Annotated in this window: 31 protein-coding genes; 19 read left to right on the forward strand and 12 right to left on the reverse strand. The window is 72.1% G+C overall.

Annotated features, from left to right (window positions below):
* The first annotated feature begins 3 nt into the window (after positions 1 to 3).
* From ACZ52R_RS18055 to ACZ52R_RS18070, 4 genes are all read left to right on the forward strand, one after another.
* Positions 4 to 1479 carry a hypothetical protein gene (locus tag ACZ52R_RS18055; RefSeq protein WP_465753717.1) on the forward strand — a complete coding sequence of 492 codons (1476 nt, stop codon included), beginning with the start codon at positions 4 to 6 and terminating at the stop codon, positions 1477 to 1479.
* A 26-nt stretch (positions 1480 to 1505) separates the two neighbouring features.
* Positions 1506 to 1997: a hypothetical protein gene (locus tag ACZ52R_RS18060; protein WP_465753718.1), complete on the forward strand. Its 492-nt coding sequence runs from the start codon at positions 1506 to 1508 to the stop codon at positions 1995 to 1997.
* Between the two features lie 93 nt (positions 1998 to 2090).
* Positions 2091 to 2384 (forward strand): DUF6412 domain-containing protein, encoded by a 294-nt coding sequence (locus ACZ52R_RS18065; RefSeq protein ID WP_360497025.1) that lies wholly within the window; start codon positions 2091 to 2093, stop codon positions 2382 to 2384.
* Positions 2385 to 2464: 80 nt separating this feature from the next.
* Positions 2465 to 3157: a YidC/Oxa1 family membrane protein insertase gene (locus ACZ52R_RS18070; RefSeq protein WP_465620488.1), complete on the forward strand. Its 693-nt coding sequence runs from the start codon at positions 2465 to 2467 to the stop codon at positions 3155 to 3157.
* 8 nt (positions 3158 to 3165) lie between these two features.
* Here ACZ52R_RS18070 and ACZ52R_RS18075 read toward each other — a convergent pair whose 3' ends face one another.
* Both ACZ52R_RS18075 and ACZ52R_RS18080 read right to left on the reverse strand, forming a co-directional pair.
* The gene (locus tag ACZ52R_RS18075) at positions 3166 to 3852 is read right to left on the reverse strand and encodes an HAD family hydrolase (protein ID WP_465620487.1); all 687 of its coding nucleotides are present in this window, start codon (positions 3850 to 3852) and stop codon (positions 3166 to 3168) included.
* A 26-nt stretch (positions 3853 to 3878) separates the two neighbouring features.
* Complete coding sequence (locus tag ACZ52R_RS18080; protein ID WP_360497016.1) at positions 3879 to 4454, reverse strand: NUDIX hydrolase; 576 nt, start codon at positions 4452 to 4454, stop codon at positions 3879 to 3881.
* Positions 4455 to 4839: 385 nt separating this feature from the next.
* Between ACZ52R_RS18080 and ACZ52R_RS18085 the strand changes: the two genes are divergently transcribed.
* The 6 genes from ACZ52R_RS18085 (at position 4840) to ACZ52R_RS18110 (ending at position 9346) form a co-directional block, all read left to right on the forward strand.
* Positions 4840 to 5607 (forward strand): CDP-alcohol phosphatidyltransferase family protein, encoded by a 768-nt coding sequence (locus ACZ52R_RS18085; RefSeq protein WP_360497014.1) that lies wholly within the window; start codon positions 4840 to 4842, stop codon positions 5605 to 5607.
* A 137-nt stretch (positions 5608 to 5744) separates the two neighbouring features.
* A complete protein-coding gene (locus ACZ52R_RS18090; RefSeq protein ID WP_465663498.1) occupies positions 5745 to 6335 on the forward strand; it encodes a hypothetical protein in 591 nt (196 codons plus the stop codon).
* 60 nt (positions 6336 to 6395) lie between these two features.
* Entirely contained in the window at positions 6396 to 6674 is a 279-nt protein-coding gene (locus ACZ52R_RS18095; protein WP_465620608.1) for an RNA polymerase sigma factor, read from the forward strand.
* Positions 6671 to 7210: a hypothetical protein gene (locus ACZ52R_RS18100; RefSeq protein ID WP_465663499.1), complete on the forward strand. Its 540-nt coding sequence runs from the start codon at positions 6671 to 6673 to the stop codon at positions 7208 to 7210. The genes ACZ52R_RS18095 and ACZ52R_RS18100 overlap by 4 nt, the downstream gene beginning before the upstream one ends.
* A complete protein-coding gene (locus ACZ52R_RS18105; protein WP_465620483.1) occupies positions 7201 to 7410 on the forward strand; it encodes a hypothetical protein in 210 nt (69 codons plus the stop codon). Before ACZ52R_RS18100 ends, ACZ52R_RS18105 begins: the two co-directional genes overlap by 10 nt.
* 103 nt (positions 7411 to 7513) lie before the next feature.
* Positions 7514 to 9346 (forward strand): hypothetical protein, encoded by a 1833-nt coding sequence (locus tag ACZ52R_RS18110; RefSeq protein WP_465663500.1) that lies wholly within the window; start codon positions 7514 to 7516, stop codon positions 9344 to 9346.
* 6 nt (positions 9347 to 9352) lie between these two features.
* Here the strand turns inward: ACZ52R_RS18110 and ACZ52R_RS18115 are convergent, their stop codons facing one another.
* Positions 9353 to 9754, reverse strand: a complete 402-nt coding sequence (locus ACZ52R_RS18115) for an ArsR/SmtB family transcription factor (protein WP_465663501.1) — start codon at positions 9752 to 9754, stop codon at positions 9353 to 9355.
* Between the two features lie 109 nt (positions 9755 to 9863).
* Between ACZ52R_RS18115 and ACZ52R_RS18120 the strand changes: the two genes are divergently transcribed.
* Positions 9864 to 10850, forward strand: a complete 987-nt coding sequence (locus tag ACZ52R_RS18120; protein WP_465753719.1) for a quinone oxidoreductase family protein — start codon at positions 9864 to 9866, stop codon at positions 10848 to 10850.
* Positions 10851 to 11163: 313 nt separating this feature from the next.
* The gene (locus ACZ52R_RS18125; RefSeq protein ID WP_465663503.1) at positions 11164 to 12000 is read left to right on the forward strand and encodes an NmrA family NAD(P)-binding protein; all 837 of its coding nucleotides are present in this window, start codon (positions 11164 to 11166) and stop codon (positions 11998 to 12000) included.
* Positions 12001 to 12073: 73 nt separating this feature from the next.
* On the opposite strand, the gene ACZ52R_RS18130 is transcribed toward ACZ52R_RS18125, so the two are convergent.
* Complete coding sequence (locus ACZ52R_RS18130; protein WP_465753720.1) at positions 12074 to 12676, reverse strand: TetR/AcrR family transcriptional regulator; 603 nt, start codon at positions 12674 to 12676, stop codon at positions 12074 to 12076.
* Between the two features lie 120 nt (positions 12677 to 12796).
* Here ACZ52R_RS18130 and ACZ52R_RS18135 point away from each other — a divergent pair, with 120 nt between their 5' ends.
* Positions 12797 to 13654 carry an SDR family oxidoreductase gene (locus ACZ52R_RS18135; protein ID WP_465753721.1) on the forward strand — a complete coding sequence of 286 codons (858 nt, stop codon included), beginning with the start codon at positions 12797 to 12799 and terminating at the stop codon, positions 13652 to 13654.
* A 197-nt stretch (positions 13655 to 13851) separates the two neighbouring features.
* Here the strand turns inward: ACZ52R_RS18135 and ACZ52R_RS18140 are convergent, their stop codons facing one another.
* On the reverse strand, positions 13852 to 14106 hold the full coding sequence (locus tag ACZ52R_RS18140) for a hypothetical protein (protein ID WP_465663505.1): 255 nt from the start codon (positions 14104 to 14106) through the stop codon (positions 13852 to 13854).
* Between the two features lie 68 nt (positions 14107 to 14174).
* Between ACZ52R_RS18140 and ACZ52R_RS18145 the strand changes: the two genes are divergently transcribed.
* From ACZ52R_RS18145 to ACZ52R_RS18165, 5 genes are all read left to right on the forward strand, one after another.
* Positions 14175 to 14570 carry a hypothetical protein gene (locus tag ACZ52R_RS18145; protein ID WP_465663506.1) on the forward strand — a complete coding sequence of 132 codons (396 nt, stop codon included), beginning with the start codon at positions 14175 to 14177 and terminating at the stop codon, positions 14568 to 14570.
* 127 nt (positions 14571 to 14697) lie between these two features.
* The gene (locus ACZ52R_RS18150; RefSeq protein WP_465620466.1) at positions 14698 to 15543 is read left to right on the forward strand and encodes a helix-turn-helix domain-containing protein; all 846 of its coding nucleotides are present in this window, start codon (positions 14698 to 14700) and stop codon (positions 15541 to 15543) included.
* 7 nt (positions 15544 to 15550) lie between these two features.
* Positions 15551 to 15736, forward strand: coding sequence for a DUF397 domain-containing protein (locus ACZ52R_RS18155; RefSeq protein ID WP_465663507.1), 186 nt, complete (start codon positions 15551 to 15553; stop codon positions 15734 to 15736).
* Positions 15737 to 15830: 94 nt separating this feature from the next.
* Positions 15831 to 16190, forward strand: a complete 360-nt coding sequence (locus ACZ52R_RS18160) for a PadR family transcriptional regulator (RefSeq protein WP_360496979.1) — start codon at positions 15831 to 15833, stop codon at positions 16188 to 16190.
* Positions 16187 to 16792: a DUF1700 domain-containing protein gene (locus ACZ52R_RS18165; RefSeq protein ID WP_465663508.1), complete on the forward strand. Its 606-nt coding sequence runs from the start codon at positions 16187 to 16189 to the stop codon at positions 16790 to 16792. Before ACZ52R_RS18160 ends, ACZ52R_RS18165 begins: the two co-directional genes overlap by 4 nt.
* Positions 16793 to 16801: 9 nt before the next feature.
* On the opposite strand, the gene ACZ52R_RS18170 is transcribed toward ACZ52R_RS18165, so the two are convergent.
* Entirely contained in the window at positions 16802 to 16999 is a 198-nt protein-coding gene (locus ACZ52R_RS18170; protein WP_465620460.1) for a hypothetical protein, read from the reverse strand.
* A gap of 263 nt (positions 17000 to 17262) precedes the next feature.
* On the opposite strand from ACZ52R_RS18170, the gene ACZ52R_RS18175 reads away from it, so the two are divergent.
* Positions 17263 to 17661, forward strand: coding sequence for a hypothetical protein (locus tag ACZ52R_RS18175; RefSeq protein ID WP_465663509.1), 399 nt, complete (start codon positions 17263 to 17265; stop codon positions 17659 to 17661).
* Between the two features lie 68 nt (positions 17662 to 17729).
* Here the strand turns inward: ACZ52R_RS18175 and ACZ52R_RS18180 are convergent, their stop codons facing one another.
* The 6 genes from ACZ52R_RS18180 to ACZ52R_RS18205 form a co-directional block, all read right to left on the reverse strand.
* Positions 17730 to 18317, reverse strand: coding sequence for a hypothetical protein (locus tag ACZ52R_RS18180; RefSeq protein ID WP_465620458.1), 588 nt, complete (start codon positions 18315 to 18317; stop codon positions 17730 to 17732).
* A 73-nt stretch (positions 18318 to 18390) separates the two neighbouring features.
* Complete coding sequence (locus ACZ52R_RS18185; RefSeq protein WP_465620456.1) at positions 18391 to 19197, reverse strand: ABC transporter permease; 807 nt, start codon at positions 19195 to 19197, stop codon at positions 18391 to 18393.
* Positions 19194 to 20120, reverse strand: coding sequence for an ATP-binding cassette domain-containing protein (locus ACZ52R_RS18190; RefSeq protein WP_465620454.1), 927 nt, complete (start codon positions 20118 to 20120; stop codon positions 19194 to 19196). Before ACZ52R_RS18190 ends, ACZ52R_RS18185 begins: the two co-directional genes overlap by 4 nt.
* A complete protein-coding gene (locus ACZ52R_RS18195; protein ID WP_465620452.1) occupies positions 20120 to 20959 on the reverse strand; it encodes a DUF4097 family beta strand repeat-containing protein in 840 nt (279 codons plus the stop codon). The genes ACZ52R_RS18190 and ACZ52R_RS18195 overlap by 1 nt, the downstream gene beginning before the upstream one ends.
* A gap of 119 nt (positions 20960 to 21078) precedes the next feature.
* A complete protein-coding gene (locus tag ACZ52R_RS18200) occupies positions 21079 to 21654 on the reverse strand; it encodes a toxin-antitoxin system HicB family antitoxin (protein WP_465663510.1) in 576 nt (191 codons plus the stop codon).
* Between the two features lie 184 nt (positions 21655 to 21838).
* Positions 21839 to 22903, reverse strand: coding sequence for an adenosine deaminase (locus tag ACZ52R_RS18205; RefSeq protein WP_465663544.1), 1065 nt, complete (start codon positions 22901 to 22903; stop codon positions 21839 to 21841).
* Between the last annotated feature and the right edge of the window lie 66 nt (positions 22904 to 22969).

Consider the following 22969-nt stretch of genomic DNA (forward strand, 5'->3'; position numbering starts at 1 on the left):
ACCATGGTGACCTTTGCCCTGCTCCGCCACGCATCCCTCGATCCGCTCGACCACGCGGGCGACACCTGGACCGGCCTCTCCGGCCACCTGGAACACGTCGCCGGCCAGATGCGCTCCGGCGTCCTCCAGCCCCTGACGGGCGGCGGCGTCCCTTACGCACCCCCGGGCACCGGGAACCGGCCCTGGAGCGGCGCGGCCGCCGACGAGGCAGTCCGCGAGATCGGGCTCCTCACCGACGAACTGCACGCGTTCCACTACGAGGCACTGGCCGTCTCCGCCGCTCTGCACCGCGCCAAGAAGGGCTTCACCGAGGCCCAGCAGAAGCTGCTCCGGGCCATCGGCGACGCCGAGGCCCTCGGCGCCACCGTGGCCGAGGACGGCACGGTCACCCTCCCCGACCTGCCACCCGAGGAACGCAACGACCCCGAGGCGATCGCGTACCAGAAACGGAAGTGGGACGAACTGCAGCAGCACGTCCAGGTCATGACCGCAGCCCTGACTGCGGCCACCGAAGCCGACAACGCGCTGGCAGCAGCCCTGCGCGCGCTCGACCCGACGGAGGCCGACCCGGCGACGCATCCCGACGCCGTGCGGAACGCCGCGAGCGACCTGGAGGCGGCCACCGGCATGCCGACCGACCCCAAGGCCCTGAAGGACTGGTGGGCCGGGCTCGACCCCGCGGTGCGGGCCGGGCTGCTCACGGCTGATGCGGACAAGCTGATCAAGGCCGGGGTCCTGGGGCCGACCGACTACGAGTGGAAAGCACCAAACGATGGCGCCGGGCCCTACCACGTCCGTGAGCCCGGCGCAGAAGAGTATGCGATCCAAACGGAGACGTACGGCTTGGTCGCGGGCGGCACCCTCTTCCAGAACGAGGACGCGGCACGCCACATGCTGCACTACCTGGACAACACCGGGGAGCCGCTCACGGTGGACGTGGACCGGATGCTGCGCGATGATCCGGCGTTTCGCGCACACGTCGAAGGCCTGTTGGCCGATCGGGAGACGGAATGGCGACAAACCGCCCTCGACGCCTACCAGAAGGCAGGCGGCGCCCCGGTCGCCATACCTGTGGAAACAGTGCGCAATAGGCCTAACGACTTCACGTTCGACGAGAATCAGCAGCCGAACTGGTTCCACGCCATCGGCAGCCAAGGATGCGTCGTCTCCGGTGTCGTCACGGTGAATCCCGGACTCGACGGAAAGCCCGTGGTGTCCACGCAATACCAGGTCAATGTGTGGGACCGCTACAACTGGGACAAGGGCAAGTCGACCACCATCGCGGGTACGAACATCACGGATGCAGACATGGCGAAGCTGCACCAGGCCGGTCTGGCGCAGGAGTACGACATCAGCGGGCGAAGCACACCGATGACCTGGAGCGGAAATGGTGGCGCCCCGATGCAGCCGGCCGGTTCCGGTGAGCGGAACGCCGACCGCGAGGGCACCGTCACGGACCCTGGGAGAGAAACCCGATGAAGTATCGACGGGTACTACTGGCGGTTTTGCTGCCGCTGGTGCTGATCGTCTGTGTGGTGGGAGCCAGGCACTGGGTGCTGGAGCTGGAGCGGAACCCACCCGCGAACAGCGGGCGGCCGGGCTCGTGGATGACAGTCACCTCGGAACAGGTCGCGGAGTTCTCTCGGGTACGGCCGCCCGCGTCGGCGAGCGAGGTGCGGTGGGCATACCTGAGGGGCTTCCAGGACGATCTGGCGTTCCTCTCGTTCCGGCTGCCGCCAGGTGAGGCGCAGGGGTTCCTGGCTGGCCTGGGGATGGCGACGGAACCGGACACCGGCCACGCCTTCGGCACCTATTCGCTGGAGGGATTCCGTCAGGCCGGGGCGCCGGATCCGTTGACCGCAGGACCCCTGCGGCACGGCTCCTTCATCGCCGAGCCGCTGCCCGGGCACAGCAAGCGGCTCGCGGCTACCGTCTGGTTGGCCGCGGAGGGGGACGGGGGGACGCGGGTGTGGGTGTACGCCGGGGATTCGCCGTGACGGAATCCGGAGGCGGGCGGGAACCCGATTGGCCGTAGGATCGTCCTGCTTGTACGTCCGGAGCCGTCGAGACACCGAGGGAGGAGCGGGGCCATGGCTGTTGTCGCGATGTTGCTCGGGCTGCTCCGGGTGTTGACCGGGGACCTGGTGAGCAGCAACGGGACATTGGCGTCCGTTGCCGCCGTTGCGGCCGTGGTGTTGGTGGCCGGGGCGGTCGCCGGGGCGTTGGCCGGGGCTCGGCTCCTGGGGGCGCGGGCGCCGGCGGTGGTGCGCAGCGGGGTGCTGCGGCGTCGGGCGTTCCGTACGGCGTTCCTTCCGCAGCGTGATCCGGATGCCCGGGGCCGGCGACGCCCCAGGGCGCCGGGGGCGGCCCTGGCGGCCGCGTAAGCCCTTGTAGTTCCGTACTTCTTCGCGGCCGTCCTCCGCCGACCACTCATGTTCTGAGACCCCGGAGGGCTCGCTTCACCATGTCCGTTCTCGCCGTTCTCGATCCGGCCGTCGCCGTTGCGCACGCCGTCGTCGCCGCTTTCGCCCACGTCCTGCCGACCGCGTTGGCGATCGTGCTGTTCACCGTCGCCGTGCGGCTCGCGCTGCATCCGCTGGCGCGGGCGGCGGCGCGTGGGGAGAAGGCGCGGTCCGTGCTCGCGCCGAAGGTCGCCGCGTTGAACAAGAAGTTCAAGGACCGGCCGGAGAAGCTGCGGGAGGCGCTGGCCGAGATGTACCGGAAGGAGCAGGTGTCGCCGTTCGCGGGGTGTCTGCCGCTGTTGGTGCAGATCCCGTTCTTCTCGGTGATGTACCGGCTGTTCACCACGCCGAACGACCTGCTCGACCACACGCTGTTCGGTGTGCCGCTGGGCCTGCACGTGACGGGGGCGCACGGGGCCGGGCAGGTCGTGGTGTTCGGGGTGCTGTACGCGGGGATGGCGGCGGTGGGGTACGTCAACTTCCGCCGGGCGCGGCGGGCGGCGGCAGCGCAGCCCACCCCTCAGCCGGGGGCGGGGCTGCTGCCGTTCCTGTCGTTCGGGTCGGTGCTGTTCGCGCTGCTGGTGCCGGTGGCCGCCGCGCTGTACCTGCTGACGACGAGCGCGTGGTCGGCGGCCGAGCGGGCCTGGCTGTACCGGGGCGGGTCACCGGTGCCGGCGGCCGCGCTCGTCGGCTGAGCCCCTGCTCAGAAGTGGCGCAGCAGTTCGGGGAAGGCCCCGAGCTGCAGCGTCGCCTCGTCCGGGCCGAGGTCCTCGTGCTCCAGCACCCAGGTGTGCTGGTGCGGGATGTAGACGGTGCGCAGGCCGGCCCGGTGGGCGGGGGCGATGTCGGACTTGGGCGAGTTGCCGATCATCCAGGTCCGGTCCGGGTCGAGGCCGAGGTCGGCGGTCAGCTGCCGGTAGGTGTCGACCGACTTCTCGGCCACGATGTGGATGCCCCGGAAGTGGTGGTCGACGGTGGACGCGGTCACCTTGCGCTGCTGCTCGTCCTGGTCGCCCTTGGTGAGCAGCAGCAGGTGGTGGCGGTCGGCGAGGGCGGTGAGGGTGTCGGCGACGCCGGGGATCAGTTCGACCTGCCGGTTGCCCAGCGGGGCGAGGAGTTCGTCGATCCGGGCCTGGTCGGCCGGGGTGGCGGTGCGGCCGTCGTTGAGCTGCTGGAGGCAGTCGACGAGGCTCTGCCGGAAGACGGCGGCGCCGTAGCCGAGGGCGGCGGAGTTGGCGGCTTCGATGTCGTCCAGGAGGGAGCGGGTGCGGTCCCGCTCGGCCGGGGTGGCGACCCAGTCCAGGAAGCCGTCGATGGCCCGCTCGAAGAGGACGTTGTTCTCCCAGAGGGTGTCGTCGGCGTCGAATATGAGGATCTGGTCGGTGTGCATCCGGTGGTCTCCAGGGGGAAGGTGCGTCAGGCGGGCGGGAGCAGGCGGGCGGCGCGGGTGAGGGTCTCGCGGAGGTTGTCCTCGGTGGTGCGCTGCTGGGCCTCCTCGACGGTGAGCCACTCCAGTGGGGAGGCCGGGTTCTCCGGTCGGGCCAGGTCCGGGCTGTCGGTGGCCAGGAGGAAGCGCAGGTCGGCGTGCTCGTGAGCGGGTTCGACGGGCGAGGCGGGGACGGGGACGACGGCGAGGTGGACCAGCGCGGCGTCGGGCCACGGGGTGAGGTCGGCGAGGCCGGTCTCCTCCAGGCCCTCGCGCAGGGCGATGTCCAGCGGCCGGGTCTCGCCCGGGTCGCCGTGGCCGCCGACCTGCAGCCAGGCCTGCTGGCGGACGTGCCAGCGCAGCAGGACGCGGCGGGTCGGCGGGTGGACGATCAGCGCGGAGGCGGTGAAGTGGAGCGGGAAGGTGCCGCGGTTCCAGGGGTCGGCGGCGCCGAGGAGGTGGCGGGCCCGCTCGTGGTCGGCGGTCTCCACCGGACCCTGCGGGCGGTGGTCGTCCAGCAGTCGGGCCAGGTCGGGGCTGTGCGACGGGCCGTCTGTGGTCACCATGGATCTGTACTCCTCGTTCCGCTCCGGGACCGATCCGGGACGTTCCCCCGGGCTGCCGCGGACCGCTTCGGCGGTGTCAACGGGCTTGCGGGGAAAGGGCGGTCGGGCCCGGGCCTTCCGGTTCCGGCGAACCCGCGCAGCCTAGCCCGGGGGCCGTCGGGCGGCCCACCGGTTTTCGCCCGGCTGCACCGTCGGTACGGCCGGCGCCGGGGCGGGAGTGCCGGCCGCGCCGGGGCGGGAGTGTCGACCGGGACGTGGACGACGTGCCGGCCGCGCCGTGGTGGCCGGTCCGGCCGGGCCGCCGGGGCCGTACCGGCTGGTCGGGGCGTTCCCCGGAGGCCGTAGCCTGTGGTGATCGTTTCGGGACAGGTGGAGGGATGTCGTCATGGTGGCTGCTCCGGCGCTCGCCGAGCTGCGCGAGGTGTGCCAGCCGCAGGCCAAGCTGCAGAGCCGCAACGGTGAGCACTGGGCGGGCCGGCTGTACATGCGGCGGATCTCGTTGCGGACCACCCGGCAGCTGGTCCGCACCTCGGTGTCGCCGAACACCCTCACCTGGGTGATGGTGGTGTGCGGGGTCGGCGGCGGCGCGGCCCTGCTGATCCCGGGCCTGACCGGCGCGGTGCTGGCGGCCGTGCTGTTCCAGCTGTTCCTGCTGTTCGACTGCGTGGACGGCGAAGTGGCTCGCTGGAAGCGCCAGTTCAGCATGGCCGGGGTGTACGTGGACCGGCTGGGCGCGTACCTGGCGGACGCCGCGCTGATGATCGGCGCGGGCGTCCGGGCGGCGCGCGGCGGCTCGGAGCTGTGGGTGTCGGCGGGCCTGGCGGCCGCGTTGGGCGTGGTGCTGCTCAAGGCCTCGACGGACCTGGTGGACGTGGCCCGCGCCCGCAGCGGGCAGGCCCCGGCGGACGAGGAGTCGACTCAGCCGCGCTCCCAGGGCATCGCGACGGCCCGTCGGCTGGCCTCGCTGTTCAAGATCCACCGGGTGACCAACGGCATCGAGGCCTCGCTGGTGCTGCTGGCGGCGGCCGCGGTGGACGCCGGGCTCGGCAACCTGGACGCGACGCGGGCGACGCTCGCGGGGATCACGGTGATCACCTGGGGCATGGTGGTCGCGCACCTGGCGTCGATCCTGTCGTCCTCGCGCCTGCGCTGAGCGCGCCAAGCCCCGAGTGGAGCCGGCCTCCCGGGCGGGGCGGGTGAGGCGTTCCTCCCCCGCCCGGGGGAGGAACGCCGGCGAAGCCCGTCCCCGGGTGGACGCGGGGGGCCGGTGCCGGGCGGGACGGTAGGGGCATGACGATGACCCAGCCCGCCGCCACCACCCACGTCACCCCCGGTACCGGCACCCCCGCTACCGGCACCGCCGCCGTGCCGGCCCCGCCCCGGTGGGCCGTGCGGGCCGCGCACGTCGCGGCCGTCGCCGCGCTGCCGTCCGGGCTGTGGCGGCTCGGGCTGGTCGCTGGCTGGCACGGCGGGTACACCGACGCGGGCTACCAGGCGATGGGCTTCACCGGGTGGGGCGCGGTGTGGCCGGTCTTCCTGAGCCTGTTCACCGAGGCCCTGGCCCTGCTCACCCTCGGGCTGGTCCGCCCCTGGGGCACGGTGCCGCCGCGCTGGGTCCCGTTCGTCGGCGGGCGCCCGGTCAGTCCCCGCGCGGTGGTCCGCGCGGCCCTGCTCGGCGCCGCCGGGCTGGCCGTGCTCTGGACGCCCTTCGCCGGGTGGTGGGCCGTGCCGGGCACGGGCATGACCCCGCTGGGCCACTTCCTGGTGGGCTTCCTCTACCTGCCCACCGTCGCCTGGGCGCCGCTGCTGGTCGCCGTGGCCGTGTCGTACCACCGCCGCCACCGGACGGCGACGACAGCGACACTCCCCCGCACGGCCTGAGGCACGACCCGCACGTGCCCGCCGCGGGGTCCGGCGCAGGGCGCCGCCGCGAAGGCCACGCTGGAGCAGTTGCGGCCGGCCGAGCGGGAGGTCTTCGCGCTCTGCGTGTGGGAGGAGCTGGATCACGCGGCGGTCGCGGAGGCGCTCGGCAGGCCGATGGGGACGATCCGTTCCCGGCTGTCGCGCGCCCCGGCCCGGTTGCGGGAGCTGACGGCGCGGGAGCCGGCCTCGGCGGCCGCAACGCGTTCCGCGCGAGCGGCGCAATGCCCGGGCAGCACCGGACAGGTACCAGGTGACCGCACGTCCGCGGTTCGGCCGCCCAAGGAGACGATCCGATGAGCGCCGCCCCCCGGGACCGGTCCGACCGGGCCGGTCGGGAGGAGATGGCCCGGCTGCTGCCGGCCGCGGCCGCCCCGGAACTCGACCAGGGCCGCTTCCTCCTGATGAAGGACCACCTGATGGACAGCATCACCGAGACCCCCGCCCCCCGGCGCGCCTCCCGCCGGCGCACCCTGCTCTTGCGTGCGGCCCTCCCGCTGGGGCTGGCCGCCGCGGCGGCCGGGGCCCTCCTCACCTTCGCGACCGGCGACCCGGGGGCCACGAACGACGACACCGGCCGGTCCCTGGGCAACGCCAGCACGGTCGCGTACACCCTGGAGAGCGCCGAGGACGTCGTCCGGCTCAGCATCCTGGAGCAGAACAAGCCGGTGGACACGGTCCAGCTGCAGCACGACCTGGACCGGTTCGGGATCCGCGCCCGGGTCTACGCGGGCGAGCCGGGCTGCAGGACCAAGCGGCCGAAGCAGCCGAAGAACGTGGACCTCAACGCCGGGTGGGACATCGATTTCCGGCCGCCAACGCCCCGATGGTGCTGACCGTCCACCCCCGTCAGCTCCCGAAAGGCACGGAGATCTTCATCTACCTGCCGCTGGCCAAGACCGATCCGGCCAACAGCTTCCGCGAGTTGGAGGCCGGGCTGATGCAGTCCCCGGGCCCCTCGTGCCTGGAGTCCCGGGTCTTCGTCAATCCGCTGGCCAGCCTGCTCCCGACCACTCCGCCACCGGCGGCCCCGTGATCCGGGCCTGATCCCGAAACGCCGCACCCCTTCTTCGGAACCAATCGGACTACATATTCTGTCCAACGACATATACAGTTGTCCGACAGAAGGGGTGTGGCCCATGCCGCCACTCACCACCACCCGACGCACCAGCGCCCAGCCCGCGACCGCCCAGTCCACAACCGCCGGGCCCACCACCACCCGACCCACGACCACCCGGCTCACCGCCGCCGCGACCGCCGCCCTGCTCGCCACCGTCCGGTGGACCGCCGCCCGGCCCGGCGTCGCCCTGCTCGTCGGGTACGCCGCCGAGCTGCTCTTCCGGCTCGTCCTCGTCCGGCACATGAGCTTCCCGTCCGTCCACCCCGACGAGGACTCCTACCTCGTCCTGGCGCGCGTCCTCGCGGGCCGCCCGACGACCGAGATCCCGGTCGGCGTGGTCATACCCGGCGGCTACCCCCTGCTGATCTCCCCCGTGCTGCGCCTGGCCGACGACCCGGTGACCGCCTACCAGGCGATCATGGTCATCAACGCCGTGGTCAACGCGCTGATCCTGCCGCTCGCCTACGTCGCCCTGCGCCGGCTCGGCCTGGGCCGCCGACTCGCGTTCGCCTTCGGCGGCGTGACCGGCCTGCTGCCGCCGGTGGTCTTCTACTCGCAGTTCGTGCTGACCGACGCCGTGCTGCCCGTCCTGGTGCTCGCCTGGCTGCTCTGCCTGCACGGCTGGCTCGCCGACGGCCCGCTGCGGCGCCGCACCTGGCACGCCGTCGGGGCGGGCGCGTCCGCCGGTTACGCCATGGCCGTGCACGATCGCGGCGGCGTGGTGGTGGCGTTGACCGCCGCGGTGTTCCTCGGTGTCCTGCTGCTGCGCCGCGCGCCGTGGCGCGCCACGGCCGCCGGGTTCGCGACGCTCGGCCTCGGTGTGCTCGGCGCGCAGCTGTTGTCGGCCTGGCTGCACGCGCAGTTCGCCGTCCAGAACAGCGATGTCGGCGGGTTCCTCTGGCGGGGCCTGACCGACCCGGAGGCCGCCCAGCGCACGCTCACCCGGACCGCCGGGCAGATCTGGTGCTTCACCGTCTCCACCTGGGGTGTCGGCGGACTGGCCGTCGTCGCCTGCCTGTGCGCGGTGGTCGACCGCCGCCGACCCCAGGCGCTCCGGATCACCGGCGGCCTTCTGGTGGCGCTGCTGTTCGGGACCGCCCTGGCCTCCGCCGCCGCACTGCCGGCCGACGGCCGGATCGACGACTGGGTGTACGCCCGCTACACCTCCTACCTCGTCCCGGCGGCCTTCCTCGTGGGCGCCGCGGTGCTCGCCAGGTGCGGACGCCGCACCCTGGTCCGGACGGCGGCGGCGACGGCGGGGCTCACGCTGCTGCTCGCCGAGACGGTGATCCAGTCGGCCGGTCCGAAGCTGCGCCACGAGGTCTTCGTACTCTGGGGCATGCCGGACGTCTCGTTCCTGGCCTCCGACTGGGGCCGGCTCAACATGCTCCGGGCCACCGCCGCCGCACTGGTCGTCCTCGTCGCGGTGGTCCTGGTGCGCACCTCCGGGGGCAGGCGGGTGCTCCCCGCGATAGGCCTCTCCCTGGCACTGTTCGCCGCCTTCGCGACCGCGACGATCACCGCGCAGGTCTCCGAGCCGCACGCGAAGTGGCGCAAGGGCCTGGCCACCGGCTTCACCCGCGACTCCGGGATCCGGGCGGACGACAACGTGGTCTTCGCCTGGGACATCGACGGGTCGCTGCGCGGCGCCCAGGCCTTCGAGGTCTACCGCGGCCGGGTCTGGTACCGGGACCCGCGCTGGCAGCCCGTCCCGGCGGAGGCGAACGTCCTGGTCACCCCACTGCCGGCGGCGGGGCAGCAGCCGGAGGCCTATTGGCCCGGCCACCCCACCGACTGGTACGTCGAGCGGGCCGACGCGCGGCAGAACTGGGCGGTCTGGCGGCGGCGTTGAGCCCGGCTAGGCTCCCCCGGCCACCTCGGCCGCCTCGCCGCCCCCGGGTCCACCCCCGGGTCCGCCCGCGAGCTCGGGCACCGTACGGAGGTAGGCGGCGAGGACGGTGTCGAGGAGGCCGGGGAAGCGCTGCTCCAGGTCGACCGTGCGCAGCGCGGAGAAGCGGCGGTTGGCCTCCTCGCGCTGGCTGATCAGGCCGGACTCGCGCAGCACCTTGAAGTGGTGGCTGAGGGTGGAGGGCGCGACGTCCACCGGAAAGGTGCCGCAGGCCCGTTCGGGTTCGGCGCGCAGAACCCGGACGATGGTCATCCGGGTGGGGTCGGAGAGTGCGTGCAGGACGTCGAGGAGGTCGATCTCCTCGGTCGCGGGGTGCGCGAGCGCCGGTCGGCGGCGGGTGCTGCGGGGCACGGTCAGACCTCCCTGATCTGCGATGTTCGACATCCATGGAAACGACGTGGTACCACTGTCCGCGTCAATTTCGTAGTTCGTCGAACATCGTAGTCGAGGGGGAATCGACATGCGCGCACTGGTGATGACCGCACCCGGTGGAGCCGAGAACTCGCAGATCCGGGAGGTCGAGGCGCCGCGCCCCGGGCCCGGCCAGGTGGCGATCGACGTCGCCTACGCCGGACTGAACTTCGTGGACGTGATGACCCGCCGCGGCGACGCCGCGTACGCCGCCGAGTGGCCGTACCGGCCCGGCAAGGAGGTCGCCGGAACGGTCCGGGAGATCGGCGAGGGAGTCACCGGCCTGACCGTGGGCGACCGGGTCGTGGCCGCACCGGTCGGCGCGGGCCTCGCGGAGGTGGTGGTCGCGGAGGCCGCGCTCACCGTGCCCCTCCCGGACGGCGTGGCGCTGAGCGAGGCCGCCGCCGTGCCGCTGGGCCTGGCCACCTCGATGCTGCTGCTGACCGACGCCGGCCGCTTCGACGCCGGCGACACCGTCCTGGTGCACTCGGCGGGCGGCGGCATCGGCCAGGCCATCGCCCAGCTCGTCCCGCTGCTCGGCGGCGGCCGGCTGATCGGCACCGTCGGCCGCCCGGAGAAGGCCGCCGCCGCCATCGCCTCCGGCTACGACCACGCCTTCGCCCGCGACGAGGCACTGCCCGAGGCGATCCGGGCCGCCACCGACGGCCGGGGCGTCGACCTCGTCCTCGACGCGCTGGGCACCGAGGCCCTGGAACTCGACCTCGCCGTCGCGGCACCCGGCGCCCGGATCGTCCTGTTCGGCAACGCGGGCGGCGGCACCGTCGCCGACCTGCCCCCGCTCGGCCGCCTGATGGCGGGCAACCTGACCATCACCGGCTTCAGCCACCGCGGCCTGGCCGCCACCGCCCCCGACCGCCTGGCCCGCGCCATCCGCCGGGTCGTCGAGCTCCTCGCCGACGGCGGCCTGAAGCTGCCCGTCACCGAACTGCCCGACCTCGCCGCCGTCCCGGCCGCCCACGACGCGATGGAGGAGCGGCGGGCGACGGGGAAGTACGTGGTGCGCGTGGGCGGTTGAGCCCGACCGACCCAAAGAGGGACGCCCGGGCAGGCGGAGGGCCTTCCCGGGCAGCCGATCACGTACGCGACGATCACGTACGCGGCGATCACGTACGCGACGCAGCCGCGCGGTTGACCACCGGCCGCCCGCCAGACCGTGAAGGTCGCGCCCGGGTCCGCGTCGGCGGTGCCGGGCGGGCCGTAGAGCAGGACCGGCTCGGCGAGCCGGATGTCCGCGTAGAGGGCGCCGTAGTACGCGGTGAGCAGGTCGGCAGGAGTGCGGCTGGTCGTCGCCCGGGCATAGCCCCCACCCTGGCGGCGTTGGGCCGGGCATGACCAAGATTCTGGTGATCGGTGCAAACGGCAGTGTGGGCAGGCACGTTGTGGCCACGCTGGCCGAAGACCGCCACGAGGTGCGGGCGTTGGTGCGGGATACGGCGAAGGCCGTGCTGCCCAGGGGGGCTGAGGCCGTACAGGGCGATCTGGCCGTGCCGGAGAGTCTGGAGCCCGCGCTGGCGGGCGGGGTGGAGGCGGTCTACCTGATGTGGCCCGGGCTGCCCGTGGAGCCCCGGGCCGTGGAGCTGATCGCCCGGCACGCCAAGCGCGTCGTGTACCTGTCGGCGGACGTGGCCGACCTCGCGGACGACGAGCCGGCCGTGATCTTCCACCAGGAGATCGAGCGGTTGATCCGACGGTCCGGCCTCGGCTGGACCTTCGTGCGGGCGATCGACTTCGCGGGCAACCTGCTCGCCTGGGCCGACCAGGTACGGGAGGGCGTGGTCCGCTGGCCGTACGGGCAGGCGCGCCGTTCGCTGGTGCACGAGCGGGACATCGCGGACGTCGCGGTGCGGGCTCTCACCGAGGACGGGCACGACGGCGGCAGGTACGTGGTCACCGGGCCGGAGTCGCTCGCGCACGCCGAGCTGGCGGCGATCATCGGCGAGGAGCTGGGCATCGCGGTGCGGTGGGAGGAACTGCCGCCGGAGACGGCCCGCGAGCGGCTGACGGCGGCCTGGGGGAACGCGGCGTTCGTGGAGTCCCGGCTGCGGGCGTGGGAGTCGTTCACGCGCGAGCCGGAGCGGGTGACGGACACCGTGGAGCGGGTGCTGGGGCGGCCACCGCGCGACTTCCGTTCGTGGGTGCGGGACCACGCGGCGGACTTCCGGTAGCACCCGGCCCTGCGGCCGGGGGCCACGGCACGCTCCCCGGCCGTTCCCCGGCCGCTCCGGCGCGCGCGCCGGGTCAGCGCGCCCCCTCCGGCGCCTCCAGCGAGTCGAGCCAGCGCAGCAGGCGGGCGCCCTCGCGGGTCATGACGTCCGGGTCGCGCAGGGCGTTGGCCATCAGTGACATGCCCTGGTAGCCGGAGACCAGGGTGAGCGCCAGGTCGTCCGGGTCGGGCAGGCCCAGCTCGCGGAACTGGCCTGCGGTCCAGTCCAGCAGGCGCCGGATCACGGCGCCGGCCTCCGTGTCGAGGACTCCGTCGGCCCGCTTGTCGAGTTCGGTGGCCAGGGTGCCGGTCGGGCAACCGAACCGGGCGGCGACGTCGCGCCGGTCGACCCAGCCTTGGACGAGCGCCTTGAGGCGGTCGCGCGGGTCTCCCACGTTGTCGAGCGCGGCGGCGAGTTCGTCGAGGTGTGCGCTGTGTTCGGACAGTGCGGCGCGGACCAGCTCGTCCTTGGTCTTGAAGTAGTAGTAGACGTTTCCGACGGGGACGTCCGCTTCGCGCGCGATGTCGGCGAGGGTGGTGCGTTCGACCCCCTGCTCGTGGAGGACCCGGGCGGCGGCCGCCGCGAGCCGCCGACGCTTCTGCGACGCCTGTACGCGCCGATTCACTGAGTCAGTCACCCAACTCACTATAGACAGCCACCGGTGGGCGCATGCTACGTTCGTTCTCAGTCAGCCAACTAACTCACAACTGGCGACACGCAACTCATGACACGCAACGCGCAACAGGAGGGGATCGCGATGATCACAGTGACGGGTGCCACCGGCAACATCGGGCGGACGCTGGTGGAGCTGCTGGCCGGGGCGGGTGAGGAGGTGGTGGCCGTGTCGCGGCAGCCGCAGCCTCAACCGCAGCCCGGCCACCCTGCGGCCGGTGTCCGCTGGGCACAGGGCGACGTCGGCGACGCCGCGAGCCTGCGGCCCACCCTCGAAGGATCCCGGGCGCTGTTCCTCCTGCTGGGCGGCGAGCTCAACAGCCGGGGCGAGAGCCCGAACGCCCTGCTGGACGCGGCCGCGGACGCCGGGGTCGAGCGGATCGTCCTGGTGTCCTCGCAGGTCAGCGCCACCCGGCCGGACGCGCCGTCGCACACCCGCCTGCGGGAGTTCGAGGCCGCCGTGAGCGCTTCCGGGCGGGACTTCACCATCCTGCGCCCCAGCGGTTTCGCCTCCAACGCCTTCGCCTGGGCCGAGACGGTCCGCACCAAGCGCACGGTCTTCGCCCCGTTCGGCGACGTGGCGCTGCCCGTCGTCGACCCGGCGGACATCGCGGCGGTGGCGGCGGCCGTGCTGCGCGAGGACGGGCACGCAGGCCGCACGTACGAGCTGACCGGCCCCGAGCCCATCAGCCCGCACCGGCAGGCCACGGCCCTCGCCGAGGCCCTGGGCGAGGAGGTGACCTTCGTCGAACTGTCCCGCGAGGAGGCCCACGCCCACCTGGCGCGGTTCATGCCGGAGCAGGTCATCCCCGGCACCCTGGACATCCTCGGGGTCCCGCTCCCGGCCGAACTGGCGATCAGCCCCGACGTGGCGGCGGTCCTGCGACGCCCGGCCGCGCCGTTCCGCGACTGGGTCGCGCGCAACCTGCCCGCCTTCCGGTAGCCCAGGCCCCGGGGCCGGGGGCTGACGGACGGTCGACACGGTGGTGCGCAGGAAGTCGGCCAAGCCGACTTCCTGCCCTCGTGATTGGAGCCTCGACGCCACCCAGCAGGGAGGTCGACGCGGATCGCATCGGGCGCGGGCTTCACAGACGGCGCCGGGGAGAGCGGCGAGGAGGCTGAAGGCCAGGGACCCGAGCATCAGGGGTGGGCATCACGGTTGCGCCTGTACTCGCGGAGGAGCGCGAGGAGGTTGATGAGGGTGCTGGCCGGGATGTTGCCGACGGAGATCAGACGGCGGCCGTGGAGGTTGATCTCACCCGGGATCGCGGAGGGCCAAAGGAGGCCGAACTCGCGCCCTTCGGTGCGGAGTTCGATGATCAAGTCGGTGAGCTGGCGGGGCGTGAGGTGGAGGAGAGCCGGGTCGGCGGGGTGGATGGGGTGGTGGGCGCTCACGCGGCACCGTCCAGCTGCAGCTCGAACCAGACGCTTTTGCCGAGCTTCTGGGGGTCGACGCCCCAACGGTGAGTGAGGCCGGCGACGAGCTGCAGACCCCGGCCGGACTCGGCGAGGACGGAGAGGGGCTGCTGCTCCGGGAGGCTCGGACTGCGGTCCGAGACGGTGACCCGGAGGGTGTTGGCGAGAAGAAGATGAGGACGACCGGGGAGGTCGTCCCGCCGTGGCGCCAGGCGTTGACGATGAGTTCGACCATGGCGAGCTCGGCGTCGGCGATGGAGGAGGGCGGCCACCCGGCGAGGGTCATCCCGTCCCGGAGGGCATCGCGGGAGAGGGTAAGGGAGGGGGAGTCGAGGTTGCGCACAGGGATCTCCCGAAGGGGAAAGGGTGAGACCGGCGGATGCGTCGCCGTGAACAAGCCCACTGGGCATGGGTGTTCTTCGGTGCCCGAGCGGCGTTACTGACGATCCGTTCGGTGATCGGTGCATCACAGACTGTAGGGCATGTGATGGCAAATTTGCCAGAACACTCAAGAAGATGTGCCTATCTGCTCGCTGGACTCGCCACGCCAGAGCGGTGGATGCTGGGGGAATGCCACCTACCCCAACCGCACGCCGCAAGCGCGTCGGCATCGAGCTGCGAAAGATGCGAGAGGCCGCCGGGCGCACGGCCGGAGATGCTGCTGCCGTTCTCGGGCTGGACCGGAGCAAGGTCACACTGATCGAGCAGGGCACCTACCCGATCAGTGCCGAGCGGGTCCTCGCACTCGCCGCCGAGTACGAGGAGGCCGACTCCGAGTACGTCGACGCAGTTGCCGAGATGTCCGCCGACCGGACCAAGGGGTGGTGGGAGGAGCACAGAGGCCTCGTCCCTGCCGGAATTCTTGAGATCTCCGAGGTCGAGCACTACGCCAGTGCGTTGGTGACGTACCAGATCTGTCATGCACCAGGGCTCATGCAGACCGAGGAGACAGCACGAGCAATCTTCCGCGAGGTCTATCCGCCTCTACGGCCCCTGAACATCGAAGCGCGAGTCGAGAACCGAATGCGGCGAGCCGAGCTGCTGACGCGAAGCAATCCACTCAACTACGAAGCGATTGTGCACGAGGCCGCGCTTCGCATGGAGTTCGGAGGAGCAGCTGTTGCCAGAGAACAGCTGAAGCAGTTGCTCGTACTCTCAGAAGCACCCAATGTGACCCTGCGCGTGCTGGAGTTCAAGGCCGGGGGATTCAAGGGCGCAGGTCAGGCAGTGCTGTACGCGAGTGGGCCCGTGCCCCGCCTCGATACAGTCCAGCTGGACTCCGTAGGATCGCCAGCGTTCCTGACCGAGATGAACCAGCTGGAGAACTACCGGAGCATCCTCGGGGCGATGCGTGATCGCGCGCTCGATCCTTCGGCCTCCCGTGACGCGATCTCCAGCATCATGAATAGCCTGTGAGGCCCCTGTGGAAGAACTCGCTTGGCGAAAGCCCAGCGCATGCGGCGATGGCAATAACTGCCCCGAGGTGGCCATGGCCCCCGACGCCGTCTACGTCCGCAGCAGTCTCCTGCCCGACGCCATCGCCCAACTCACCCCCGACGAATGGCGCAGCCTCGTCTCCGCCATCCGCAACGGCGAGTACGACGCCTGATCCCCCTCTACTGCACCGGCCGGCCTGTCCGGCCGGTGCTTCTGTCTGCTCCCAGACGCTGCGCTACCTTGCTTCGCCTGCTACCTTGTGATGCATGGTACCTGGCATCACAAACCCGGACGGGCCGGTGGCGACCCAGCTGCGCAAGGGCGTGCTGGAGTACTGCGTCCTCGCCCTCCTGAAGGACGGCCCGCGCTACGGGGTCGAGCTGCTGCAGGAACTCGGCCGCTTCCCGATGCTGGCCACCAGCCAGGGCACGATCTACCCCCTGCTGTCCCGGCTGCGCCGCGCCGGGCTCGCCGACACCTTCCTGCGGGACTCGGCCAGCGGGCCGTCCCGCCGCTACTACACCCTCACCGACACCGGCCGGGAAGCGCTGCGCGAGTTCACCACGCTGTGGCCCGCCTTCCGCGAAACCGTCGACCACGTCCTCGACCCGGGAGAGAACCCGTGAACAGCCCCATCGAGCACCCCCTGGTCCGCGCCCACCTCGACGCGGTCACCCGCTACACCGCCCCGCTGCCCGAGGACCGCCGCCGCGAACTCCTCGCCGACCTGCGCGAACACATCGAGATCTCCCTGGCCGACCACGATGTGGCCGACGAGGCCGCCGTCCGCCAGGTGCTGGACCAGCTGGGCAGCCCCCGGCAGATCGCCGATGCCGCACTCGCCGAGGACGGCCTGACCCGCCCCGAGCCGGAGAGCAGCCGCCGGACGAACGTGACGCTGCTCCTCGCGGTGCTCCCGTTCCCGCTGCTCCTGGTCCCGGTCGTCGGGCCCGTGCTCGCGCTGGCCTCCGCCGTCACCGTCGCCGTCCGCGTCACCAAGTCGCAGGTGTGGACCCGTCGGCAGAAGAAGCAGGCGACCCTGCTCCTCCTCGCCCCCGTCCTGACCACCCCCCTGGCCCTCGCCGCGTTCGCCGCCTCCCCCGCCGGGCTGACCCCGGTCAACGTGCTCGTCGCCTGCGCCGTGGGCTTCAGCCCGGTCCTGTCCGCGGCGATGCTGCTGTCCCGCTCCGCCGCCCGCCTGCGCGGCGCCGCCGCCGCGACGGCCTGAACCCGTCGCTCATCGGCCCCGGCGGCGCCTCAACTCCGCCGGCCATTCCCGCACCTGCGCCTCGTCGTGCAGGTACGGGGCGTCTGGCGCGGCCCGCAGGTCGATGCCGTGCAGCAGGTCCAGTGCCCACAGGGACACGTCGTCCCACCGCACTTCGTCGTCAAGGAGCCGGAGTCCGGCCCAGCGGCCGGCCTCGTCCCGGCTCACCCGGCCGTCCGCTCCAGGACGGCGCCCAGGCTCCCGGCGGCGGCGACGTCGGGGTAAAGCTCAGAATCCATCGCGCCAGTATGGCGATACGACCATCGCGGATCGAGAAACGGCTGGATCGCAGCGCTTCCGAACCGCCCCGACCGGAAGGCGGTTTTCCGCTGCGGAAGGCCGGGGTAGTGGCCAAGGCGTTCGCACCCGCACCGACCACAAGTCCGCTGCGGTGGCGAATCTTTGACATTTCCTTAGCGAAGGGATTCACCATGGACAGGATCCTCCGGAACGTCCTCGTCGCCGCCGCTGCCGCCGGCGCCCTGGGTATCGCCGCCGCCCCCGCCGCCATGGCCGCCGAGCAGGCGCAGCCGGTGGCCGGGGTGCAGGCACAGGTCCGCAACCCGAAGACGGTCAAGGCCGACGCCTACAACCAGGCCCGCAGCATCCTCGCCAACGCGGGCAGCCAGACCGCCGCCAAATCGCACCCGATCCACGGCAAGAACGACGTCCCGGTCTCCTACGGCACCAGCCTGCTCGCCTCCGCCCGGGACGAATTCCGAACGGCGGACAAGAACCTGCCCGCAGGCCAGAAGAAGTCCGACATGTCGATCCCCCACTACAGCGCCATCCACAACGCGGCGAAGGTCATGGGCATCGACCGCTGGTGACCACCTGACGTGCACCGTCCCCCGCGTGGCGGCTGCGCCGCGCGGGGGCCCACCCCGCAGTCCGGCGCCTACCGGGGCGTGACCTCCGGCTCGCCCGGCTTGCCGTCCCGTTCCACGGTGTACTCCCGGACCTCGCGCTCCGTGATCACCGTGATCCGGTTCACCCCGGACCACTCCGCCCTCAGGAATCCGTCGCCCTCGTCCCAGGTGCCCAGGTACCAGTGGCGGGCCGTCCAGCCGCTGCCGGTCAGCAGCTCCACGCGGCAGATCGGGTCGATGGACCAGGCGAGGTCGGTGACGGTCAGGACGTGCTCGGGGTTGCCCGGGTCGGGCTTGCGCTCCATCAGCCGACCCTCGCTGCCGAGGAAGTACGTGACGGCCCCGATCGCCACCGCGACCACGATCAGCGGCGACGCGATGGCGGCGCAGCCGAGCTGCGCCCACCGCTCACGGAACTCGAACTGCACCAGCATCGAGACCATGAGCATCACCGCTGCGGCCCCGAGCAGCAGCACCGGGTGGTTCAGCCAGCGTTCGACCTCCACCAGACCGCCCGAGCCCGCCGCCTGATGGCCGATCAGATACACCAGGGCGGCCACCAGCGCCGCACCCCTGAACCACCATTCGATTCGTCTGTGCCGCGCGGCCGCTGCCATGTACTCCCCCTGGGTGAACCTTTGCCCGGACTTTACTACGGGCGCGCTCATGGGCCCTGCGGCCGTACCCCCGTCACCGCCGGTGGAAGACGCTCCGCGACCAGAAGTAGCCGAGCAGCGTCAGGCCGGTGCACCAGGCGAGGGCGCTCCAGGCGCTGGTGCCGATCTCGGTGCCCATCAGCAGACCGCGCAGCGTCTCGATGACGGGCGTGAAGGGCTGGTACTCCGCGAACCAGCGCAGGACCGTCGGCATGGAGTCGGGCGGGACGATCGCGCTGCCGATGAAGGGCAGGAAGGTCAGCGGCAGCGGCGTGTTGCTGGCGCTCTCCGGCGTCTTGGACACCAGCCCGATGCCTGCCGATATCCAGGTCAGGGCGAGGGTGACGAACATCAGCAGCCCGGCGGCGGCCAGCCACTCCAGCGGCCCGGCGTTCGTCCGGAACCCCATGGCGAAGGCCGCGCCGGTCACCAGCACCAGCGCGATCACAGTCTGGATCACGCTTCCGACCACGTGCCCGGCGAGGAAGGCGGACCGCGATATCGCCATCGTGCGGAACCGGTTGACGATCCCCTCCGTCATGTCGACGCAGACGCCGACCGCCGTGGCGACCGAGCCCGCCGTCGCCGTCATCAGCAGGATCCCCGGCGTCACGTAGTCGATGTAGCTGCCGCCCCCGATGCCGGCGCCCAGCGCGGTCCCGTAGGCGTAGTTGAAGAGCAGCAGCATCATCACCGGCATCAGCACGACCGAGAAGGTCATCGCCGGATAGCGCTGCGCGCGCTTCAGGTTCCGCCGCAGCATGGTCAGCGAGTCGCTGACCACGTAGCCCGTCCTCGTACTCGTCGTCACGCTCGTCTTCGTGCTCGTCGTCGTGCTCATCGCACGCCCTCCCCGGTCAGCGTGAGGAACACATCGTCCAGGTCGGCCGTCTCGACGACCAGCGACTCCGCCTGGACGCCCGCGCTGTCGAGGGTGTCCAGCACGGCCTTCACCGTGAGGACGGAGTTATCCCCCGGGATGTCCAGCGACAGGGACTCCCGGTCGGCGGCGGCGTAGTCGAACAGCTCGGCGGCGACGCCCAGTCGGCCGGCGTCGGCGAACCGGAGCCGGATCCGCCCGCCGGGGACGAATCGCTTCAGCTCCTCGGCCGTGCCCTCGGCGACGATCCGGCCGCCGTCCAGGACGGCTATCCGGTCGGCGAGTTGGTCCGCCTCATCCAGGTACTGGGTGGTGAGGAAGATCGTCACCCCGTGGTCGGCGACCAGCCCCCGGATGATCTCCCACATCGTGCGCCGGCTGCGCGGATCGAGTCCGGTGGTCGGCTCGTCGAGGAAGATCACCTTCGGGTCGCCGACCAGCGTCATCGCCAGGTCGAGCTTGCGCCGCATGCCACCGGAGAAGGTGGCGACGGGCTTGCGGGCGGCCTCGGTGAGTTCGAAGCGCCGCAGCAGGTCCTCGGCCCGCCTCCGCCCCTCCCGACGGCGGAGGTGGTTGAGGTCGGCCATCAGCATCAGGTTCTCCTCGGCGGTGAGCAGGTTGTCCACCGCCGAGAACTGGCCGGTCACCCCGATCGCCTTCCGCACCCCGTCGGCCTCGTCGACCACGTCGTGCCCGGCCACCCGGGCCACCCCGGCGTCGGCCGGGATGAGGGTGGAGAGGATCTGCACGGTGGTCGTCTTGCCGGCCCCGTTCGGCCCGAGCAGGGCGAACACGGTGCCCGCCTGGATCTCCAGGTCAATGCCCTTGAGCACCGCCTTGTCCTCGTAGGACTTGGTGAGTCCGATCGCCGAGATCGCGGCCATCAGGCCCGCCGGATGACGACGTTGCCGACCTGGGTGCGGCCGACGACCTCGACCGTCTCCCGAGCGTCGCCCGGGCCCTGCGCCTCGCCGAGGGAGTTGCGGACGCCGCCGAGCTTGCTGTGCACGTCGAGCCAGGCCGCCGTGCCCTCCGCGATGCCGACCTCCACGTCCCCGACGCCGGTCTGCAGGCTGACCTTGCCCCGGACCACCCGGCCGACCCGGAGGTGGCCGTTGGCCGACTTGGCGTCCACGCCCGCTCCGGCACGGCCGACGTGGATCCGGCCGTTGGAGGCGTTGGCGGTGAGCTCGCCGGCCACCTCGTCGATCTCGGTGTCGCCGTTGCTGTTCTTGACCGTCAGCACGCCGCCGACGGTGCCGATCTCGATCCGGCCGGAGCCGGACACCTCGGCGTCCCCGGCGACCACGCCGAGCCGGATGTCCCCCATGTCGGTCTTGAGTCGCACGCTGTCGGCCCGGTCGACCTGGATCCGGCCCAGGGAGGTCTTCAGCCGGCAGTCGCCGAGCGGGCCCTCGGCGACGAAGTCCGCCATCGGGGAGTCGGCGTGCACCTGGGAGCCGGCCGGCAGCTCGACCAGGACCTCGATCGAGCCCTTCTTGCTGGAGAAGACGGTGCGCTGCTTGGGGCCCTTGAGGGTGAGCCGACCCCCGGTGAAGTCGACCTGGGTCAGCTCGGCGGCCTTGACGTCCGCCTCCCTGGCCGCGTTGGCGGGCCGGACTTCGACGACGGCGTCGGTGCGCTTGCCGGCGGTGATCCACACCGCGCCGATCTCGAACTCGAAGGCAGCGGAGATCGGTCCGTCGGTCTCGTACGTAGGCATGGCTGTCCCGTCCTCTTGGCTCGTGTGGGTGTTCCCGCTGGTCGGAGCGGGGGTGACGTCGAAGGTGCGAAGGCTGTGAGAGGTGCGAAGGCTGTGGGGGTGCGGGTGGTGTGGAAGCGTCAGTGGACCCAGCCGGTGAAGCCCTGGCCGCCGAGGGTGCGCGGGGCGCGGGCACCGGAGTCGGCGGCCACGCCGGCGGCCTGCCGGCCGCCGTCCAGTGCGCCGGCCACGGCCCGGACCAGCCAGGCGTTGAGCGAGAGGCCCTCCTGTCCGGCGGCCTCCTCCGCCCGGGCCTTGAGGTTGGCGGGCAGGCGCAGGTTGATCCGCGCCGTGCCGCTCTCCTCCGACTCCGGCACCATCGGCGGCACCATCGGTGGCACTATCGGCGGCACCACGGGTGGCACCACAGGTGGCGCCATGACCGGCACATCGCCGTGGAAGCTGTCGGAGCCCGGCGGAGCAGTCACCACGAACTCCGGGTCGAGCCCGCGCAGGCGCACGTCCACCGAGCCCGGAGCGAGGTCGCGGGTGACCTCGCCCATGGCGGCCGAGAGCGCGTTGAGCAGGGTCAGCCGCACGGCCGACTCGAGCGGGAGCGTCAGCCGGTCGGCCAGCGCCCGGGCTTCGTCCCCGCCGGCGGCGGCGGCCACCGCGAGCTCGTTCCGGAGGTTTTCGACGTACGGCGTGAGGTCCATGGCTTCAGCATGGCACAGTGATGGTGCCATGTCGAGGCATTAGTGGTGCCACTTTGGCGCCATCGGGCGGAGGGGTCCGGCGCCGCAACGGAAACCGCCCCGCCGACCTGGCGGATCCAGGGGTCGACGGGGCGGTCCACGAGGGGGACGTCAGCCAGCGGTAGGCGTCATCCGGGGGAAGGCGTCAGCGCTGCCAGCCCGCGAGGTAGGTGTCGATCTCGCCGACCAGCCGCTTCTTGCCCGCCTGGTCCAGGAAGGAGGCCTCGACCGCGTTGCGGGCCAGCGCCGCCACCCCGGACTCGTCCAGCCCCAGCAGCCGCGCCGCCACCGCGTACTCGGTGTTGAGGTCGGTGCCGAACATCGGCGGGTCGTCGCTGTTGACCGTCACCAGCAGGCCCGCGTCCACCATCTGCTTGATCGGGTGGTCCTCGATCCGCTCCACGGCCCGGGTGGCGATGTTGGAGGTCGGGCAGACCTCCAACGGGATCCGGTGCTCGCCCAGGTAGTCGACCAGCGCCGGGTCCTTGACCGCCTGGGTGCCGTGCCCGATGCGCTCGGCGCCCAGCACCCGGATGGCGTCCCAGACCGTCTCCGGCCCGGTGGTCTCGCCCGCGTGCGGGACGCTGCGCAGGCCGGCCGCCCGTGCCCGGTCGAAGTACGGCTTGAACTGCGGGCGCGGCACGCCGATCTCCGGGCCGCCCAGGCCGAAGCTGACCAGGCCCTCGGGGGCCAGCTCGGTGGCCAGTCGGGCGGTCACCTCGGCCGACTCCAGACCGGCCTCGCCCGGGATGTCGAAGCACCAGCGCAGCACGACGCCGAGTTCCTTCTCGGCGTGCAGCCGGGCGTCCTCGATCGCCTCCATGAAGGCGACGTCGGGGATGCCGCGCCGGACCGAGGAGTACGGGGTGATGGTCAGCTCGGCGTACCGGATGTTCTGGCGCGCCATGTCCTCGGCCACGCCGTAGGTGAGCGCCCGGACGTCCTCGGCGTCGCGGACCAGGTCCACGACGCTCAGGTAGACGTCGATGAAGTGCGCGAAGTCGGTGAAGGTGAAGTACTCGGCGAGCGCCGCCGGGTCGGTCGGCACCTTGGACTGCCCCGCGTGGCGGGCGGCCAGTTCGGCGACGACGCGCGGCGAGGCCGAGCCGACGTGGTGGACGTGCAGTTCCGCCTTGGGCATCCCGGCGATGAACGCCTCGATGCCGCTCGGGCCTCCGGTGCTACCGGTGCTCCCGGTGGGGTTTCCGATCCGACTTCCGTCCGGCTGGACCACGGTGGTTCCCTTCTTCCTTCTCCGTGCCTTCTACGCGCGTAT

It is taken from the genome of Kitasatospora sp. NPDC034023 (genome assembly GCF_055575795.1).